The organism is Pseudomonas sp. Root569, from assembly GCF_001427465.1.
GTDB lineage: Bacteria > Pseudomonadota > Gammaproteobacteria > Pseudomonadales > Pseudomonadaceae > Aquipseudomonas > Aquipseudomonas synxantha.
Genome location: NZ_LMGQ01000023.1, coordinates 316850 through 335292 on the forward strand (window position 1 = coordinate 316850; position 18443 = coordinate 335292).

General features: G+C 58.8%; 16 protein-coding genes. 3 read left to right on the plus strand and 13 right to left on the minus strand.

All coding sequences use genetic code 11. The annotated features are described in order from the left end of the window. Positions 1-55: 55 nt before the first annotated feature. From ASD70_RS17020 to ASD70_RS17035, 4 genes are all read right to left on the minus strand, one after another. Positions 56-1150, minus strand: coding sequence for a polyamine ABC transporter substrate-binding protein (locus tag ASD70_RS17020; RefSeq protein WP_046069994.1), 1095 nt, complete (start codon positions 1148-1150; stop codon positions 56-58). Positions 1151-1301: 151 nt separating this feature from the next. Next, the gene (locus ASD70_RS17025; protein WP_056847039.1) at positions 1302-2396 is read right to left on the minus strand and encodes a polyamine ABC transporter substrate-binding protein; all 1095 of its coding nucleotides are present in this window, start codon (positions 2394-2396) and stop codon (positions 1302-1304) included. Positions 2397-2592: 196 nt separating this feature from the next. Continuing rightward, positions 2593-3957: an aspartate aminotransferase family protein gene (locus ASD70_RS17030; RefSeq protein WP_056846994.1), complete on the minus strand. Its 1365-nt coding sequence runs from the start codon at positions 3955-3957 to the stop codon at positions 2593-2595. Positions 3958-4016: 59 nt separating this feature from the next. Continuing rightward, the gene (locus ASD70_RS17035; RefSeq protein ID WP_003195249.1) at positions 4017-5375 is read right to left on the minus strand and encodes a glutamine synthetase family protein; all 1359 of its coding nucleotides are present in this window, start codon (positions 5373-5375) and stop codon (positions 4017-4019) included. A gap of 609 nt (positions 5376-5984) precedes the next feature. On the opposite strand from ASD70_RS17035, the gene ASD70_RS17040 reads away from it, so the two are divergent. Then, positions 5985-7361, plus strand: coding sequence for a glutamine synthetase family protein (locus ASD70_RS17040; RefSeq protein ID WP_003213894.1), 1377 nt, complete (start codon positions 5985-5987; stop codon positions 7359-7361). 237 nt (positions 7362-7598) lie between these two features. Further along, positions 7599-8228 carry a TetR/AcrR family transcriptional regulator gene (locus ASD70_RS17045; RefSeq protein ID WP_056846995.1) on the plus strand — a complete coding sequence of 210 codons (630 nt, stop codon included), beginning with the start codon at positions 7599-7601 and terminating at the stop codon, positions 8226-8228. A 124-nt stretch (positions 8229-8352) separates the two neighbouring features. Here ASD70_RS17045 and ASD70_RS17050 read toward each other — a convergent pair whose 3' ends face one another. From ASD70_RS17050 to ASD70_RS17085, 8 genes are all read right to left on the minus strand, one after another. Beyond that, a complete protein-coding gene (locus ASD70_RS17050; protein WP_003176783.1) occupies positions 8353-8568 on the minus strand; it encodes a TOBE domain-containing protein in 216 nt (71 codons plus the stop codon). Between the two features lie 19 nt (positions 8569-8587). Beyond that, positions 8588-9394: an aliphatic sulfonates ABC transporter ATP-binding protein gene (gene ssuB / locus ASD70_RS17055; protein WP_046069997.1), complete on the minus strand. Its 807-nt coding sequence runs from the start codon at positions 9392-9394 to the stop codon at positions 8588-8590. Further along, complete coding sequence (ssuC, locus tag ASD70_RS17060) at positions 9391-10176, minus strand: aliphatic sulfonate ABC transporter permease SsuC (RefSeq protein WP_056846996.1); 786 nt, start codon at positions 10174-10176, stop codon at positions 9391-9393. Before ssuC ends, ssuB begins: the two co-directional genes overlap by 4 nt. A gap of 9 nt (positions 10177-10185) precedes the next feature. Further along, complete coding sequence (gene ssuD, locus ASD70_RS17065) at positions 10186-11334, minus strand: FMNH2-dependent alkanesulfonate monooxygenase (protein ID WP_005792361.1); 1149 nt, start codon at positions 11332-11334, stop codon at positions 10186-10188. 25 nt (positions 11335-11359) lie between these two features. Further along, positions 11360-12328 carry a sulfonate ABC transporter substrate-binding protein gene (locus ASD70_RS17070; RefSeq protein ID WP_056846997.1) on the minus strand — a complete coding sequence of 323 codons (969 nt, stop codon included), beginning with the start codon at positions 12326-12328 and terminating at the stop codon, positions 11360-11362. Positions 12329-12423: 95 nt separating this feature from the next. Continuing rightward, a complete protein-coding gene (gene ssuE, locus ASD70_RS17075; RefSeq protein WP_043046976.1) occupies positions 12424-13017 on the minus strand; it encodes an NADPH-dependent FMN reductase in 594 nt (197 codons plus the stop codon). Positions 13018-13341: 324 nt separating this feature from the next. Beyond that, on the minus strand, positions 13342-13980 hold the full coding sequence (locus ASD70_RS17080) for a peroxiredoxin (protein ID WP_046069999.1): 639 nt from the start codon (positions 13978-13980) through the stop codon (positions 13342-13344). Between the two features lie 272 nt (positions 13981-14252). After that, positions 14253-15596 (minus strand): OprD family porin, encoded by a 1344-nt coding sequence (locus ASD70_RS17085; RefSeq protein ID WP_046070000.1) that lies wholly within the window; start codon positions 15594-15596, stop codon positions 14253-14255. A gap of 370 nt (positions 15597-15966) precedes the next feature. Here ASD70_RS17085 and tauA point away from each other — a divergent pair, with 370 nt between their 5' ends. Continuing rightward, on the plus strand, positions 15967-16953 hold the full coding sequence (gene tauA, locus ASD70_RS17090) for a taurine ABC transporter substrate-binding protein (protein ID WP_056846998.1): 987 nt from the start codon (positions 15967-15969) through the stop codon (positions 16951-16953). A gap of 131 nt (positions 16954-17084) precedes the next feature. Here the strand turns inward: tauA and argA are convergent, their stop codons facing one another. Continuing rightward, the gene (gene argA / locus ASD70_RS17095) at positions 17085-18383 is read right to left on the minus strand and encodes an amino-acid N-acetyltransferase (RefSeq protein WP_043046973.1); all 1299 of its coding nucleotides are present in this window, start codon (positions 18381-18383) and stop codon (positions 17085-17087) included. Positions 18384-18443 lie beyond the last annotated feature (60 nt).

The window sequence follows — 18443 nt, forward strand, 5'->3', positions numbered from 1 at the left end:
CCAAAAAAAACGGTGCGGTTCGCCTTAGGCGGGCGAACCCAGGATAGTTTGAGCCTTACTTGCCCGTCTTGACCTTGGTCCAGCTACGGGTCATTAAACGCTGCACTTTCGGGGGTAGCTCGAAGTTGACGAAAGTCCGCTCGAGAACCGCCTGCGGTGGGTAAACCGCTGCGTCAGTGCGTATCGATTGCTCCATCAGCTTGTCCGCCCCTGGGTTAGGGTTGGCATAACCGACCTGATCACTGACCTGAGCGATCACCTCAGGCTGCAGCAAATAGTTGATGAAGGCGTGGGCTTCCTTGACGTTGCTGGCATCCTTGGGGATCGCCAGCACGTCAAACCACAGGTTGCCGCCTTCTTTCGGGATCGCGTAGGCGATATTCACGCCTTTGCCTGCCTCAGCCGCACGGGCCTTGGCCTGGAACACATCGCCGGAGAAGCCGGCCGCCACGCAGATATTGCCGTTGGCCAAGTCCGAGATGTATTTGGAGGAGTGGAAGTAGGTCACGTAGGGCCGCACTTTCAGCAGTTTTTCCTCGGCTTTCTTGTAGTCGGCCGGGTTGGTGCTGTTAGGGTCCAGGCCCATGTAGTTGAGCACCGCAGGCAGCATTTCGTCTGCCGAATCCATGAAGGACACGCCGCAGGTGGCGAGCTTCTTCATGTTTTCCGGCTCGAACAACACCGCCCAGGAGTCGATATGGTCGACGCCCAGCACTTCCTTCACTTTATCGACGTTGTAACCGATGCCATTGGTACCCCACAGGTACGGCACTGCGTACTGGTTACCCGGGTCGTTCTTTTCCAGACGCTTGAGCAGTACCGGGTCGAGGTTGGCGTAGTTCGTCAGCAGTGACTTGTCGAGCTTCTGGAACGCCCCGGCCTTGATCTGCTTGCCGAGAAAATGGTTGGACGGCACCACCACATCGTAGCCGGTACGCCCGGCGAGCAACTTGCCTTCCAGGGTTTCGTTGGAGTCAAACACGTCATACACGGGCTTGATGCCACTGACCTTTTCGAAGTTGGCCAGGGTGTCGGGGCCGATGTAGTCCGACCAGTTATAAATATGCACCGTCGGTGCGGCCTGCACGCTGGCAGCCAGCGTGATACCTGCACCCACCAGCATGGCTTTGCGAAATAAAGAAATTGGCAAGTGGAGGTCCTCTTAAATAGTTGGGCCTTAGAGTTGTTGCCCGGCAACAAAACCGGCGCGCAACTTACCCTCGATAAACCGATCCGGCAAAACTTTCTTTGATCTAATTTGTGGGAGGGGGGAAATTGCCCCCTCCCACAACTAACAGGACTTACTTGCCCGACTTGATCTTGGTCCAGCTGCGTGTCATTTCCCGCTGGGTTGCAGCCGGCAGGTCAGCAATCGCGTAGAGCTTGGCCTGCACGTCCGCCGACGGGTAGATGCCCGGGTCGCTGGTGATGTCTTTGTCCACCAATGCGGTGGCCTTCTCGTTACCGTTCGGGAAGCGCACGCTGTTGGTGATCGACGCCATGACTTCGGGCTTGAGCAGGTAGTTCATGAAGGTGTAAGCCGCTTCGACGTTTTCGGCATCCTTGGGGATGGCAACCATGTCGAAGAAGCTGCCAGCGCCTTCTTTCGGAATGTCGTACGCCACTTTCACTTTGCCACCGGCTTCAGCCGCACGGGACTTGGCCTGCTGAATGTCACCCGAGTAACCCACGGCTACGCAGATATTGCCGTTGGCAAGGTCGGAGATGTACTTGGACGAGTGGAAATAGCCGATCGAAGGACGGATCTTCAAGAACAGGTCTTCGGCCTGCTTGAGATCGGCTTTCTTCTGGCTGTCGGTCGGCAGGCCCAGGTAATGCAGCGCAATCGGCAGCATTTCGGTTGGCGAGTCGAGGAAGCTCACGCCGCAGCTTTTCAGCTTGGCGATATTTTCCGGCTTCATCAGCACATCCAATGAATCGATCTTGTCTACGCCCAGCGCAGCCTTGACCTTCTCCGGGTTGTAGCCAATGCCGATCGAGCCCCACATGTACGGGAACGCGTGCTTGTTGTCCGGGTCGCTGACCGACACGGCCTTAAGCAGGGATTTGTTCAGGTTGCTGTAGTTAGGCAGCTTGGACGTGTCCAGTTCCTGGTACACACCGGCCTTGATCTGCTTGGCCAGGAAGTTGTTGGACGGCACGACAATGTCGTAGCCGGACTTGCCTGCCAGCAACTTGGCCTCCAGGGTCTCGTTGCTGTCGAAAACGTCATACACCACCTTGATGCCCGATTCTTTTTCAAAGTTGGCAATGGTGTCCGGTGCAATATAGTCGGACCAGTTATAGACGTGCAGCACTTTACTGTCTGCCTGGGCCGCGCCCGCCATTGCGCCCATCAGCGACAAGGCGAGGAGGGTCTTGCCAGCGTTTTTCAAACCTAATGCCTTCATTGGGTGATGCTCCGATTTTTTCTTTTTTGGGCCACAAGCTTTATATGTTTTACGGCCCAGCCAAAGGGCAACAAAACAGGGCGACAGTCTGGCAAGTTCCGAGGCCGGCTTTCAACCAAAGCCTCACATATAACTGCCCGGTGCGCAGCGCCCGAACGCCGCTGCGCACTGAGCCTAGCACTTAGCCCTGCAATGCCGCCAAGGTCAGGTCCAGGCACTGGCGAGCCTTGCTGACCAGCTCGTCAATTTCAGCCTTGCTGATCACCAATGGCGGCGAAATGATCATGGTGTCGCCCACGGCACGCATGATCAGGCCATTCTCGAAGCAGAAGGTTCGGCAGATCATGCCGACGCCCTTGCCTTCATAACGCTTGCGCGTGGCCTTGTCCTGGACCAGCTCAATCGCACCGAGCATGCCCACGCCGCGCACTTCGCCCACCAGTGGGTGATCTGCCAGTTCCCGCAGACGTTTCTGCAAATACGGTGCCGTTTCATCCTGAACACGGTTAACGATTTTTTCGTCGCGCATGATGCGGATGTTTTCCAGGGCCACCGCCGCCGCTACCGGGTGACCGGAATAGGTGAATCCGTGGTTGAAATCGCCGCCCTCATTCAGCACCTCGACCACTTCATCACGCACGATCAGGCCACCCATGGGGATGTAGCCCGAGGTCAGGCCCTTGGCGATGGTCATCATGTGTGGCTTGAGGTCGTAGAAATCGCTACCAAACCACTCACCGGTACGGCCAAAACCGCAGATCACTTCGTCGGCAACAAACAGGATGTCGTACTTGGCGAGGATTTCCTTGATGCGCGGCCAGTAGGTGGCTGGCGGCACGATCACGCCACCGGCGCCCTGGATCGGCTCGGCAATAAAGGCACCGACGTTGTCCACGCCCAGTTCCAGGATCTTCTCTTCCAACTGGTTGGCCGCCCACACACCGAACTCATCGGGGCTCATGTCGCCGCCTTCGCCAAACCAATATGGCTGGGCGATATGGGTGATGCCCGGAATCGGCAAGTCGCCCTGTTCATGCATATAGGTCATGCCGCCCAGGCTGGCGCCAGCCACGGTGGAGCCGTGGTAGCCATTCTTGCGGGCAATGATGGTTTTCTTGTTCGGCTGGCCCTTGATCGCCCAATAGTGGCGGACCATGCGCAACATGGTGTCGTTGCCTTCGGAGCCGGAGCCGGTGAAGAACACATGGTTCATGCCAGCCGGTGCGATGTCGGAAATCGCCTTGGCCAGTTCCAGCACCGGCGGGTGTGCGGTCTGGAAGAACAGGTTGTAGTACGGCAGCTCTTTCATCTGCTTGGCGGCGGCATCGGCCAGTTCATCGCGACCGTAACCGATCGCCACGCACCATAGGCCGGCCATGCCGTCGAGGATCTTGTTGCCTTCGCTGTCCCACAGGTAAACGCCGTGGGCTTTGGTGATGATCCGTGGGCCTTTCTCTTTCAATTGCTTGAAGTCGCTGAACGGCGCCAAGTGGTGATCATTGCTCAAGGCTTGCCATTCACGGGTTTGCGGGTTGTTGCTGGACATACCAATCTCCTAGACTTTTCAGGTGAAGGCGCGCCAATTCCTACGACGCGCCCGGCGCATCAGACGGCGAAGAGCAGGAATTCCCGCTCCCACGAACTGATCACACGCTTGAAGTTTTCATGCTCGGCCCGCTTGACCGCGACGTAGCCTGTGATGAATTTTTGCCCCAGGTATTTCTCGATGGTCTTGCTGTTTTCCATACGCTCCAGGGCGTCTTCGATGGTCAACGGCAGGCGCAGGTTGCGGCGTTCGTAACCACGGCCGACTACTGGAGCGCTCGGGTTGTGGCCTTCGACCATGCCGATGTAGCCGCACAACAGGCTGGCGGCAATCGCCAGGTAAGGGTTGGCATCGGCGCCCGGCAGGCGGTTCTCCACGCGGCGGTTCTGCGGGCCGGCATCCGGTACGCGCAGGCCGACGGTGCGGTTTTCTTCGCCCCACTCCACGTTTACCGGCGCCGAGGTATCGGGCAGGAAGCGGCGGAAGGAGTTCACGTTGGGGGCAAACAACGGCAGCAACTCGGGGATGAATTTCTGCAGGCCGCCAATGTGGTTGAGGAACAACTGGCTCATGGTCCCGTCTTCATTGGAGAAAACGTTCTTGCCGGTAGCGATGTCGATGATGCTCTGGTGCAGGTGCATCGCGCTGCCGGGCTCGCCGGTCATCGGCTTGGCCATGAAGGTAGCGGCCACATCGTGCTTGAGCGCGGCTTCACGCATGGTGCGCTTGAACACCAGGATCTGGTCGGCCAGGGACAAGGCATCGCCATGACGGAAGTTGATTTCCATCTGCGCCGTGCCGTCCTCGTGGATCAGGGTGTCGAGGTCCAGCTCCTGCAGTTCGCACCAGTCGTAGACGTCTTCGAACAATGGGTCGAATTCGTTGGCGGCTTCTATAGAGAAGGACTGGCGACCGGTTTCCGGGCGGCCGGAACGGCCAATCGGCGGCTGCAGTGGGAAGTCCGGGTCTTCGCAGCGCTTGGTCAGGTAGAACTCCATCTCCGGCGCCACGATGGGCTGCCAGCCACGATCGGAGTAGAGCTTGAGGACTTTCTTGAGTACGTTGCGCGGCGACAGCTCGATCGGGTTGCCTTGCTTGTCGTAGGTGTCGTGGATCACCTGGGCGGTCGGCTCGATAGCCCACGGCACCAGGAACACCGCGTTCTGGTCGGGGCGGCAGATCATGTCGATATCGGCCGGGTCGAGCAATTCGTAATAGATGTCGTCTTCGACATAGTCGCCGGTCACGGTCTGCAACAGAACGCTCTCGGGCAGGCGCATGCCTTTTTCCGCGATGAACTTGTTGGTCGGCGAGATCTTGCCCCGGGTGATGCCGGTGAGGTCGCCAATCATGCATTCGACTTCTGTGATCTTGTGGTCTTTCAACCAATCGGTGAGCTGGTCGAGGTTGTTACTCATAAATGCCTCTGGGCTGGGTTTCCTGGCATCCATTAAAAGGCCAGGCGTTGGTTGACGCAGCATCCGCGTCGTTTTTACATTCAGGGTAGGAGCTTACCTGCCATTTGCTGCAGCGTTGCATTCCTCACGCCAAACTTGTGCAGAATCATGAGCAACCCCGCAGGCGCAAGCCATTGAGAGGCAAACTCGAGGGCAGTGAAGAAGCAAAGAAGAGGTCGGCCCGGGCGTCAAGAATATTGACCGGGGCGCAGGGGTTCACGCAGGACACATGAACGGGTGAAAAAGCCCGACTGGAGCAGGCCAAGACGCCAAGTGGCGGCAGGAAAAACATGAAGCACCCCGGTATTATTGCTGTTATGGGTTTGAATCGAGCTTAGCCTTGTTCATTTTTTTACACAACACCCCCGTAAAAAATCCTACACGCCCCGCTCAAGCCTGCTAGTCCCAAGCACGTTAAACCCGGAAAACCGCCCCAAAACCCCGCAAAAAAGCCCTCACGGCGCTTTTTTAGGGCAAAAAAGCCCTCGCTTGACTTCGGCATGCCGTTCGGGTTGACTGAAACCAGAAAAGATCAATGATTGATATTTTTAACAACAAAGGTGTTGCATCATGTCGGTACCCCCGCGTGCCGTTCAGCTTAACGAAGCGAACGCGTTCCTTAAGGATCATCCTGAGGTTCTGTACGTAGACCTTCTAATTGCGGATATGAATGGTGTGGTGCGCGGTAAGCGCATCGAACGCACCAGCCTCCACAAGGTTTACGAGAAGGGCATTAACCTGCCTGCCTCTTTATTTGCCCTGGATATCAACGGCTCGACGGTGGAAAGCACCGGCCTGGGCCTGGACATCGGTGATGCTGACCGAATCTGTTATCCAATCCCCGATACCCTGTGCAATGAGCCCTGGCAAAAACGCCCTACCGCGCAATTGCTGATGACCATGCACGAACTTGAAGGTGAACCTTTCTTCGCCGATCCGCGCGAAGTGCTCCGCCAAGTTGTAAGCAAGTTTGACGACCTCGGCCTGACCATCTGCGCCGCCTTCGAGCTTGAGTTCTACCTGATCGACCAGGAGAACGTGAACGGCCGCCCACAACCGCCCCGCTCGCCTATTTCCGGCAAACGCCCGCACTCGACACAGGTCTACCTGATCGACGACCTCGACGAATACGTCGACTGCCTTCAGGACATCCTGGAAGGTGCGAAGGAGCAAGGCATTCCGGCCGACGCCATCGTCAAGGAAAGCGCTCCAGCGCAGTTCGAAGTGAACCTGCATCACGTCGCCGACCCGATCAAGGCCTGCGACTACGCGGTACTGCTCAAGCGCCTGATCAAGAACATCGCCTACGACCATGAGATGGACACCACCTTCATGGCCAAGCCTTACCCAGGCCAGGCAGGCAACGGTCTACACGTGCATATCTCCATTCTGGACAAGGACGGCAAGAACATCTTTGCCAGCGAGGATCCCGAGCAGAACGCCGCATTGCGTCACGCAATCGGCGGTGTGCTGGAGACCCTACCCGCCCAAATGGCGTTCCTGTGCCCCAACGTCAACTCCTACCGTCGTTTCGGCGCACAGTTCTACGTGCCCAATTCGCCGTGCTGGGGCCTGGATAACCGCACCGTGGCGATTCGCGTACCCACTGGCTCGTCCGATGCCGTACGTATCGAACACCGTGTGGCCGGCGCCGATGCCAACCCTTACCTGCTGATGGCTTCGGTCCTGGCGGGCGTGCACCACGGCCTGACCAACAAGATCGAGCCAGGCGCACCGGTGGAAGGCAACAGCTACGAGCAGAACGAGCAAAGCCTGCCGAACAACCTGCGCGATGCCCTGCGTGAGTTGGACGACAGCGAGGTGATGGCCAAGTACATCGATCCCAAGTACATCGATATCTTCGTCGCCTGTAAGGAAAGTGAGCTGGAAGAGTTTGAACACTCCATCTCCGACCTTGAGTACAACTGGTACCTGCATACCGTGTAAGTGGTTGCGGCATTGAAGAAGCGCCACAGGCTTAGGGTCTGTGGCGCTTTTTTATGGGCTTATTCCGGGAGACCGAATTGGCCTCATCGGGAGCAAGTCGAATCGTCGCACCGCCCCTCCCACATTTAGATCTGCGAATACATTCAAAATGTGGGAGGGGGATTGCTCCCGATGGCGGTCTGGAAGACAACACACCTCCCTGCTCATACAATGCCCGCTGCCTTGTAGGAGACTTCCATGCCCACCCGCCCCGCCACGCCTCGCAAACCCCGCGCCCGCAGCCAGGCGCGGATCGACGCGATCCTCGACGCCGCCCGCACCTTGCTGGCCACCGAAGGCGTGGCGAGTTTGTCGATCTACAGCGTGGCCGACCGGGCGCAGATTCCACCGTCGTCGGTGTATCACTTCTTCGCCAGTGTGCCGGCGTTGCTGGAGGCGTTGACCGCCCAGGTACACGCCGCCTTCCGCGCCGCCATCCAGGCGCCCATCGAACATGACTCACTCAAGCACTGGCGCGACCTGTCCTGCATCGTTGAACAGCGCATGCTCAACGTTTACGACCAGGACGCGGCTGCACGTCAGTTGATCCTGGCACAGCACGGGTTGACTGAGGTGACCCAGGCCGATCGTCAGCATGATCTGGAGTTGGGGGCCTTGATGCTGGAGGTGTTCAACCGCCACTTCGAAGTGCCGAGCTTGCCCAAGGATGTGGATGTATTTGCCCTGGCATTGGAGCTGAGCGACCGCGTGTATGCGCGTTCAGTGCATCAGCATGGGCTGATTACGCCGCGTATGGCGCAAGAAGGGATGCGCGTGTTTGATGCCTATGTGGGGCTTTATTTGCCGGCGTATCTGCCCAAGCGGTGAGCCTTGTGTTGGCTGGGCCGGCCCTGTCGGGGGCAAGCCCCCTCCCACATTTTGACCTTATTGTTCCTGAATAAACGCGGTCCAGTGTGGGAGGGGGCTTGCTCCCGATAGCGGTCTCAAGCAATCACAACTTGGCAATCGACACCTCAGTGGATTTCACAAAGGCAATCACTTCACTGCCAATCACCAGCTCCAGCTCTTTGACCGAACGCGTAGTGATCACCGAAGTAACGATGCCGGACGCAGTCTGTACGTCGATTTCCGACAGCACGTCACCGACCACGATTTCCTTGATGGTGCCTTTGAACTGGTTACGCACGTTGATGGCTTTAATAGTCATGATGTTTTTCCTGTGTGGGTTATTGAGCCCAACGCAATTGCGTCGGCAGCGGTGAAACAGGTTCGGGTTCCGGCGGTGAGCCGGGCAGCGACAGCACGCGGTTGAGCACCTCGGCCTCCAACGCGGCCAGGCGGTGTGAACCACGGGCCCGTGGGCGCGGCAGGTCGACGTTCAGGTCGAGGCCGATTTCGCCGTCTTCAATCAGAATCACACGGTCGGCAATCGCCACGGCTTCGCTGACATCGTGGGTCACCAGCAACACAGTGAAACCGTGCTTGCGCCAGAGGTTCTCGATCAGTTGCTGCATCTCGATGCGGGTCAGGGCGTCCAGCGCCCCCAGCGGCTCGTCAAGCAGCAGCAGGCGCGGCTGGTGGATCAACGCACGGGCCAATGCCACGCGCTGCTTCTGGCCACCGGACAAGGCAGCCGGCCATTCATTGGCGCGCTCGGCCAGGCCCACCGCTTCGAGGGCCTCCAGCGCCCTGGGGCGCCAGTTGCCCGTAAGGCCAAGGCCGACGTTGTCGATGATCTTTTTCCACGGCAGCAAACGCGCTTCCTGGAACATCAATCGTGTGTCTTCAATCGCCTCGTGCAGCGGCGCGGAGCCGGCCAGCAGCTCGCCGCCACTGGCCTTGTCCAGCCCCGCCAGCAGGCGCAACAAGGTACTCTTGCCGCAGCCGCTGCGACCGACCACGGCCACGAATTGACCGGCCGGAATATGCAGGTCGATGTCCTTGAGCACTTCGCGAGTGCCGAAGGATTTGCGTAATTTGCGCACCGCCAGGGGGATGCCCTTGAGCAGGCGCGGGGGTTGTTGAGCTGTCATGCCGCACCTCCTTTGACTTGATACGCCGGGTGCCAGCGCAGCCATACCCGTTCCAGGCCACGCGCCGCCAGGTCGGCGAGTTTGCCGAGGATGGCGTACATGACGATGGCCAGCACCACCACGTCGGTTTGCAGGAATTCACGGGCATTCATCGCCAGGTAGCCGATACCGGAGCTGGCCGAAATGGTTTCCGCCACGATCAGCGTCAGCCACATAAAGCCCAGGGCAAAACGCACGCCAACCAGGATCGACGGCAGCGCGCCCGGCAGGATCACTTGCCAGAACAAGCTGACCCCGGACAAGCCGTAGCTGCGCGACATTTCCACCAGCGCCGGGTCGACGTTGCGGATGCCGTGGTAGGTGTTCAGGTAGATCGGGAACAATGTGCCCAGGGCCACCAGGAAAATCTTCGCGGTTTCGTCAATGCCGAACCACAGGATCACCAGCGGGATCAGCGCCAGGTGCGGCACGTTACGAATCATCTGCACAGAGCTGTCCAGCAAGCGCTCGCCCCACTTCGACAACCCGGTGATAAAGCCCAGGGCCAAACCAATGCTGCCGCCGATCACAAAGCCCAGGCCAGCACGCCAGCCACTGATGGCCAGGTGCGTCCAGATTTCGCCACTGACCACCAGGTTGACCCCGGCTTCGATCACCGCACTGGGCGCCGGCAAAATGCGCGTCGACAACCACCCCGCCGACACTGACAACTGCCACACCGCCAACAACAAGATCGGCAGCACCCAGGGCGCCACGCGATGGCTGAATTTTTCAAAGTCCATGGCGGCGCCTCAACTCTGTGACGCAGCTTTGGGAAGGATATCGTTGGCGACCATCTCGCCGAAGGGGCTGACGTAGCCAGCGCTTTTCGGCAACTCGGGACGTTCGATATCCAAATGCGGGAACAACAGCTCGGCGACCCGATAAGACTCTTCCAGGTGCGGATAACCGGAGAAGATAAAGGTATCGATGCCCAGGTCCGCGTATTCCTTGACCCGCGCCGCAACCGTTGGGCCATCGCCGACCAGCGCAGTCCCGGCACCGCCCCGCACCAGGCCGACGCCGGCCCACAGGTTGGGGCTGACTTCCAGGTTGTCACGGCTGCCGCCATGCAAGGCCGCCATGCGTTGCTGGCCGACCGAGTCGAAGCGCGCCAGGGATGCCTGGGCCCGGGCGATGGTGTCGTCGTCCAGATGGGAGATGAGTTTGTCGGCGGCTTTCCAGGCCTCTTCGTTGGTTTCGCGCACAATCACATGCAGGCGAATGCCGAAGCGCAGGGTACGTCCGAGTTTTTCGGCCTTGGCGCGAACCTGGGCGATTTTTTCCGCGACCGCCGCCGGGGGCTCGCCCCAGGTCAGGACCATTTCCACCTGTTCGGCTGCCAGGTCCTGAGCGGCTTCGGAAGAACCACCGAAGTACAGCGGCGGGCGCGGTTGCTGGACCGGCGGGTAAAGCAGCTTGGCGCCTTTTACGCTGATGTGCTCGCCGTCGTAGTCCACGGTTTCGCCTTCCAGCACTCGGCGCCAGATGCGGGTGAATTCCACCGAGGCCTGGTAGCGCTCTTCGTGGCTGAGGAACAAGCCGTCGCCGGCCAGCTCTTCGGGGTCACCACCGGTGACCAGGTTGAACAACGCACGGCCTCCGGACAGACGGTCGAGAGTCGCGGCCTGACGTGCAGCCACCGTCGGGGAAATGATCCCGGGGCGCAGCGCGACGAGGAATTTCAAGCGCTGGGTCACTGGAATCAGCGAGGCCGCCACCAGCCACGAGTCTTCACAGGAGCGACCGGTGGGGATCAACACCCCACCGAAACCCAAGCGGTCAGCGGCCTGGGCCACTTGCTGCAGGTAACCGTGGTCGACGGCGCGAGCGCCTTCGGCGGTGCCAAGGTAATGGCCGTCGCCATGGGTAGGCAGGAACCAGAAAATATTGAGGCTCATGGAGTTGTCTCCTGAAGAAGTCGAATTACGGCGCTTTGGCAACCGCGGCGGGTGGCGTCCAGATCACGTCCTTGATACTCAAGGGCTTGGGGATCAATTTGAGTTGGTAGAAGGTGTCGGCGATTTTTTGCTGTGCGGCGACTACTTCGGGCGTCAGGAACAGCGCGCCGTAACCCTGGCGTTTCACCGAGGTCAGGGTGATGTCGGCCGGCAGGCCCAGCAGTGGCGCGACTTGTTCGGTGACCTGCCCAGGGTTGGCCTTGGACCACTCGCCCACTGCGCGCACTTCTTCCACCAATGCCTTGATCACTTCAGGGTGTTGCTCGGCATAGGGTTTGGTGGCCAGGTAGAACTGATGGTTGTCGGCGATGCCGGTGCCGTCACGCAGGGTGCGGGCCTGCAGTTGATTTTCGGCGGCAGCCTGGTAGGGATCCCAGATCACCCAGGCGTCTACGCTGCCGCGCTCGAATGCGGCACGGGCATCGGCGGGCGGCAGGAAGACCGTCTTCACGTCGGTGTAGTTGAGGCCGGCATCTGCCAGGGCACGCACCAGCAGGTAGTGCACGTTGGAGCCTTTGTTGAGCACGACCTTTTTGCCTTTGAGCTCGGCCACCGATTTGATCGGCGAGTCCTTGGGCACCAAGATGGCTTCGCTGGTGGGCGCTGGCGGTTCGTAGGCGACATAGAGCAGATCAGCGCCGGCAGCCTGGGCAAAGACCGGCGGGGTTTCGCCAGTGACGCCGAAATCAATGGAACCGACGTTCAGGCCTTCCAGCAACTGCGGGCCACCGGGGAACTCGGTCCACTGCACCTGCACGCCCTGGGCGGCGAGGCGTTTTTCCAGGGAGCCCTTGGCCTTGAGCAGCACCAGGGTGCCGTACTTCTGATAACCGATCCGCAGCGTCTCAGCGGCTTGGGCTTGAACAATGGCGCCGAAGGACACAGCCGCAGCAAACAGTGCGACCAGACCACGACGCAAGATGACAGTGCGCATGGCGCTCTCTCCACAGTTGCGATTAGGGTTTTGGCTGCACCTGCTTGGCCGTTGACGGCTGAGTAAGGTGAGTATTTCTCGATATTGAGTGAGGCTCAGATGCTCCAGCGAGCGCTCAACAAACGTTCATTCAATACATCGGGGTCCAGTGGTTTCGGGCGTCGGGCCATGGCGCTGTAGAGCTGCTCCAGGGCCTCGTGCAGACGCTGCTCGAGCACTGGCACCAGTTGCGCCTGGACGCTGCCTTCGCCATAGGCGATCTGGCTGTCCTCGGCAAAAATACCGTGGAGCAATTCCTGGGCTTTGAGGGCCGACAACACCGGCTTCAAGGCGTAGTCCACCGCCAGCATGTGGGCGATGCTGCCCCCGGTGGCTATCGGCAACACCACCTTATGCGCCAGGGCGCGTTCAGGCAGCAGGTCCAACACGGTTTTCAGCGCGCCGGAGAACGACGCCTTGTACACCGGCGTGGCGATCACCAGGCCGTCGGCATTGGCCACCTGTTGCAGCAGGTCGATGACCTTGGGGCTGTCGAAGCGAGCATGCAGTAAGTCCTCTGCCGGGAAGTCCCGTATCTGGTAACTCACCACCTCCACGCCCTGGCGTTGCAGCCATTGACGGGTTTTATCCAGCAGCACCCCGGAGCGGGAACGCTGGCTGGGACTACCTCCAAGTGTTACGACCAGCATGTAGGGAATTCCTTAAGCAAGTGTCAGCGGTTCGCGGTGTGGCGATGGCGCCAAGATGGAACAGACCTTAGCAGCAGATTTATATATCTATAAATCTTATTTATTCATTTGTTTATTCCATAAAAACATATGCGTTTTATTATTCGCCAGGCGAAAAAAAAGGCCGTTAAAACGGCCTGAAAACCCCTGCTATGTAAGTACCAGTTGTAGGAGCGAGCTTGCTCGCGAAAAACTCATAGGCGCCGCGCTCATCTAGAACTACGCGTTACCGTTAACGTTTTTCGCGAGCAAGCTCGCTCCTACAGAGGGCTTGTGCGTAACGCCTTAACGGTTGGGTTGTGGGGTGAGGCGCAGGTACGGCTTCACGGCGCGGTAGCCCTTCGGAAAGCGTTTCTTGATCTCTTCCTCATCCTTGAGCGACGGCACGATCACCACTTCATCGCCATCCTGCCAGTTGGCCGGGGTGGCGACCTTGTGGTTGTCGGTCAGTTGCAGTGAGTCGATCACCCGCAGGATTTCATGGAAGTTACGCCCGGTGCTGGCCGGATAGGTGATGGTCAGGCGGATCTTCTTGTTCGGGTCGATCACGAACAAGGAGCGCACAGTGAGCGTGTCACTGGCGTTCGGATGGATCAGGTCGTAGAGGTCCGAGACCTTGCGATCGGCATCGGCCAGGATCGGGAAGTTGACGATGGTGTCCTGGGTTTCGTTGATGTCTTCGATCCACTTGTGGTGCGAGTCCACCGGGTCTACCGACAGGGCGATGGCCTTGACGCCACGTTTGGCAAATTCGTCCTTGAGCTTGGCAGTGAAGCCCAACTCGGTCGTGCACACCGGGGTGAAGTCCGCCGGATGGGAAAACAGCACACCCCAGCTGTCTCCGAGCCATTCGTGGAAACGAATCTTGCCGGCGCTGGAATCCTGTTCGAAGTCGGGGGCGATGTCGCCCAGTCTTAGGCTCATGGTGTGGCTCCTGATGGATGCTTATGGAGCCCACTGTGCATGGATCTGGGATTTTTTAAAAAGAATAAATATCGATTTATCTAGACGATAAAGGAATATTAAAAATGTGTTCATTGGACTTGGGTACAGGCGAGGATCAACATTGTTTTCAAGGTTCGAGAAGGCCTTGAGACGCTGTAAAAGAGGGTTCAGGAAGGGCTTGCGGGGGTTGAGCCCGACTTGGACAAGCAAGACACCTTGCCCGGCATTGCGCCGGGCAAGGTTTTACAGGCTTACAACAGCGGGATCGAGTAGCTGACGATCAGGCGGTTTTCGTCCTGGTTACGTGCGTTGGCGATATCGCTGCGCCACATAGCGTTTTTCCACGCCACGCCAACGTTCTTCAGCGGACCTTCCGGTACGACGTAGGCAACAGTGATGTCACGTTCCCACTCGGACTGGCCGGTGAACTCGGCACGGTTGCTGGCAACGGTGTCGATATGGTCGCCCTTGAGGTACACGACGCCGGCGGTCAGGCCAGGTACGCCGACCTTGGCGAAGTCGTAGGAGTAGCGAGCTTGCCAGGTGCGCTCGCCAGCACGGGCGAATTTCTGGATCTGCATGTCGGTAGTGATGTAGGCCGACGAGCCGTCACCCTGGTTCAACCAAGGGAAGTCGCTGCTGCCGTTGCTGACCTGGTAACCGCCACCGAAGGTGTGACCGGCAACCGAGTACAGGAACAGACCGCTGTACAGGTTGTTATCCACCTTGCCACGACCGTTGTTGACGCCACCGTAGTTACCTGTGGAAAAGTAGGCAGACTGGTTGCCATTGTTACCGTCGTCGGAGCTGTTGAAGTAACGCAGGTCGGACTTCAGCACGCCAGGGCCGATAGCCCAGTTGTGGGTCAGGCCCAGGAAGTGTTGCTTATAGAAATCTTCCAGGTTGCCGTAGTAGTACTGGGCGGTCAGGTCCTTGGTGATCTTGTAGTCACCACCGGCGTAGTAGAACTTGTTGCTCGAACGCCAGTTCGCACCACGGCTGTTGGCGCCGGAGATGGACAGGCTTTCGTTGTTGCTGGAGTTACGGCCCTTGGCTTTTTCGATCTGGCCGGCGACCAGGGTCAGGTCCTTGATGTCGCTGGAGGTGATCTGGCCACCCTGGAAGGTCTGCGGCAGCATACGACCATCGTTGGTGACGATGACCGGCAGCTTAGGCTGCAAGGTACCCAGCTTCAGTTCGGTCTGGGAGATCTTGGCTTTGGCAGTCAGACCCAGGCTCGAGTAGTTATCAACGGCTTCGCCATTGGACTTGCTCGGGAAGATGGTGCCGCCGTAGGAGCTGGCAGTTGCGCCGTTGGTACCGCCGCCGGAGTCCAGGCGAACACCCAGCAGGCCGATAGCGTCAAGACCGAAGCCAACGGTGCCTTGGGTATAACCGGAGATAAAGCGCAGATCGAAGCCTTGGCCCCATTCTTCGTTCTTGCTCGGGTTGGCGGTGCCTTCACGGTTATCGGTGTTGATGTAGAAGTTACGCAGGCCCAGTGTGGCCTTGCTGTCTTCGATAAAGCCGGCAGCGCCTGCTTGCTGGGCAACTGCGCCCAGGGCTACAGCCAGTGCCAAGGTGGACTTATTCATGTACCGCTCCTCTCATTTCTAATTTTTGTATTTCTTTGGTCCTGGGTCTGACGCCCTGGATCCACAGATGCGCGATTAGCGCCAGATAGTGACTGCCAAGTCAATCGTAACCTTGTGTGTCTACTACCTTGGTCTAATCGCAGTTGATTTGGTCCCTGCAGGGTAATGAGTTTTTCATACACCCAAAAAGAATTATTTCATTCTTTTTCATACGATCCAGGAATAAGGCTTTCCATGCAGCAGACGGGTCAGGATAGACTCTCGGCTCCATAAGCTAATTCCTAAAGGGTATTTACCAGTGCTTTTTTAGATCGATTAGTGTGACCGTACGGTTGCACACGTCACTCACGATCAAAAAGGCGACGCCATCATGGCCAAACGCACATCCTCCCGTCAATTTGTTACAGTTTTTGTATCGCTAATACTTTCTTTTAGTGTCAGTGCCGCCGATTTAACCGTCGGTTATCAAACCGGCATCGACCCCAGCAAAGTCCCCCAGGCCGACGGCCTTTATGAAAAAAACATTGGCGAGAAAATCGCCTGGCGCCGGTTCAACAGCGGGCCGGAGGTGGTCACGGCCATTGCCTCGGGTGATGTACAAATCGGCAACCTCGGCTCCAGCCCCCTCGCCGCAGCCGCTTCGCGCAATCTACCCATCGTCGCGTTTATCGTATCGGCACAGATCAACACTTCTGAAGCCTTGGTAGTGCGTAATGGAAGTGGCATCGACAAACCCGAAGACCTGATCGGCAAAACCATCGCCACACCATTCGTCTCAACCTCCCACTACAGCCTGCTCGGCGCCCTGAGGCATTGGGGGCTGGACACTAAGCAAGTCAAAGTGGTGAACCTGCAACCGGCCGAGATCGCCGCCGCCTGGAAGCGCGGCGATATCGACGGCGCATTCGTGTGGTCACCGGCCCTGGGCGAAATCCGCAAGACCGGCAAGACCCTGACCGATGCGGCGCAGGTGGGCCAATGGGGCGCACCGACGTTTGAAGTGTGGGTCGCGCGCAAGGATTTCGCCGAAAAACATCCTGAGGTAGTGGCCAAGTTTGCCAAGGTCACCCTCGATTCATTCGCCGACTATGCCGCCCATAAAGAAAGCTGGACGGTGGATTCGGAACCGGTGCAGAAGATCGCCAAATTGACAGGCTCCAACGCCGTGGATATTCCAGAGTTGCTGGCGGGCACGACGTTTCCCGATGCGCAGGCACAACAGACCGACGCCCTGCTCAAGGGCGGCACGGCGAAGGCGATTGGGGAGACGGCGAAGTTCTTGAAGGAGCAAGGCAAGGTGGAGACAGTGTTGCCGGATTATTCGGCCTATGTGACCGACAAGTTCATCACAGAATAAACGCGGTCCAATGTGGGAGGGGCGGTGCGACGATTCGACTTGCTCCCGATTGCGGTCTGTCAGTGACTTATCTGTTAACTGACCCACAGCTATCGGGAGCAAGTCGAATCGTCGCACCGCCCCTCCCACATTTACAACGCTTTCTCGAAGATCTTGGAGTTGCGCTGATAGTTGTAAAGAGAAGCCCGCGCCGACGGCAGGCGGTCCACGCTGCTCGGCACGAACCCGCGCTCTCGGAACCAGTGGGCCGTACGAGTAGTGAGCACGAACAACGTCTTCAACCCCTGGGCCCGGGCCCGGGTCTCAATGCGCTCCAGCAATTCATCGCCGCGCCCACCGTGGCGATATTCAGGGTTAACTGCCAGGCAAGCCAACTCCCCCGCATCTGAATCCGCAATCTGGTAGAGCGCTGCGCAGGCGATGATCATGCCTTCGCGCTCGACCACGCTGAACTGTTCGATCTCACGCTCCAGCACTTCCCGCGAGCGGCGCACCAGGATGCCCTGCTCCTCCAACGGGCTGATCAGGTCGAGCAAGCCGCCGACGTCTTCAATCGCCGCTTCGCGTACCAGCTCGAATTGTTCCTGGGCCACCAGCGTACCGCCGCCGTCCCGGGTGAACAGTTCGGTAAGCAAGGCGCCGTCTTCGGCATAGCTGACGATATGGCTGCGCCCCACTCCACCCCGGCAGGCTTGCGCAGCGGCATCAAGCAGCTCGGCTTGATAGTTGCTGCCCAGGCGTTGCAGGTGCGCTGGCACTTGCTGTGGGCGCAGCTCACGCACCAGGCGACCGTTTTCATCGATCAGGCCCAGGTCGGCACCAAACAACAGCAGCTTGTCGGCGCCCAAATCGATGGCGGCGCGGGTGGCGACGTCTTCGCAGGCCAGGTTGAAGATCTCACCGGTGGGCGAATAACCTAATGGCGACAGCAGCACGATGGAACGCTCGTCCAGCAGGCGATTGATGCCCTTGCGGTCGACCCGACGTACTTCGCCAGTGTGATGGTAGTCGACGCCCTCAAGCACACCAATCGGCCGCGCGGTCACCAGGTTGCCGCTGGCCACCCGCAGGCGCGAGCCCTGCATCGGCGACGAGGCCATATCCATGGACAAGCGCGCTTCAATGGCGATACGCAAATGGCCTACTGCATCGATCACGCACTCCAGCGTCGACGCATCGGTGATGCGCAAGCCTTCGTGGTAAGCCGGGGTCAGGCCGCGGGCCTGCAGGCGGGTTTCAATCTGTGGGCGCGAACCGTGCACCAACACCAGCCGCACACCCAGGCTGTGGAGCAGCACCAGGTCGTGGACGATATTGCCGAAGTTGGGGTGGTCCACACCATCGCCAGGCAGCATGACCACAAAGGTGCAGTCGCGATGGGCGTTGATGTAGGGCGAAGCGTGGCGAAGCCAATTGACGTATTCGGGCATGGAACCTGGGCCTGTAATAAAAAGCAGCCGAAAAATGGATGAGTCGCAAAAACGCACAGC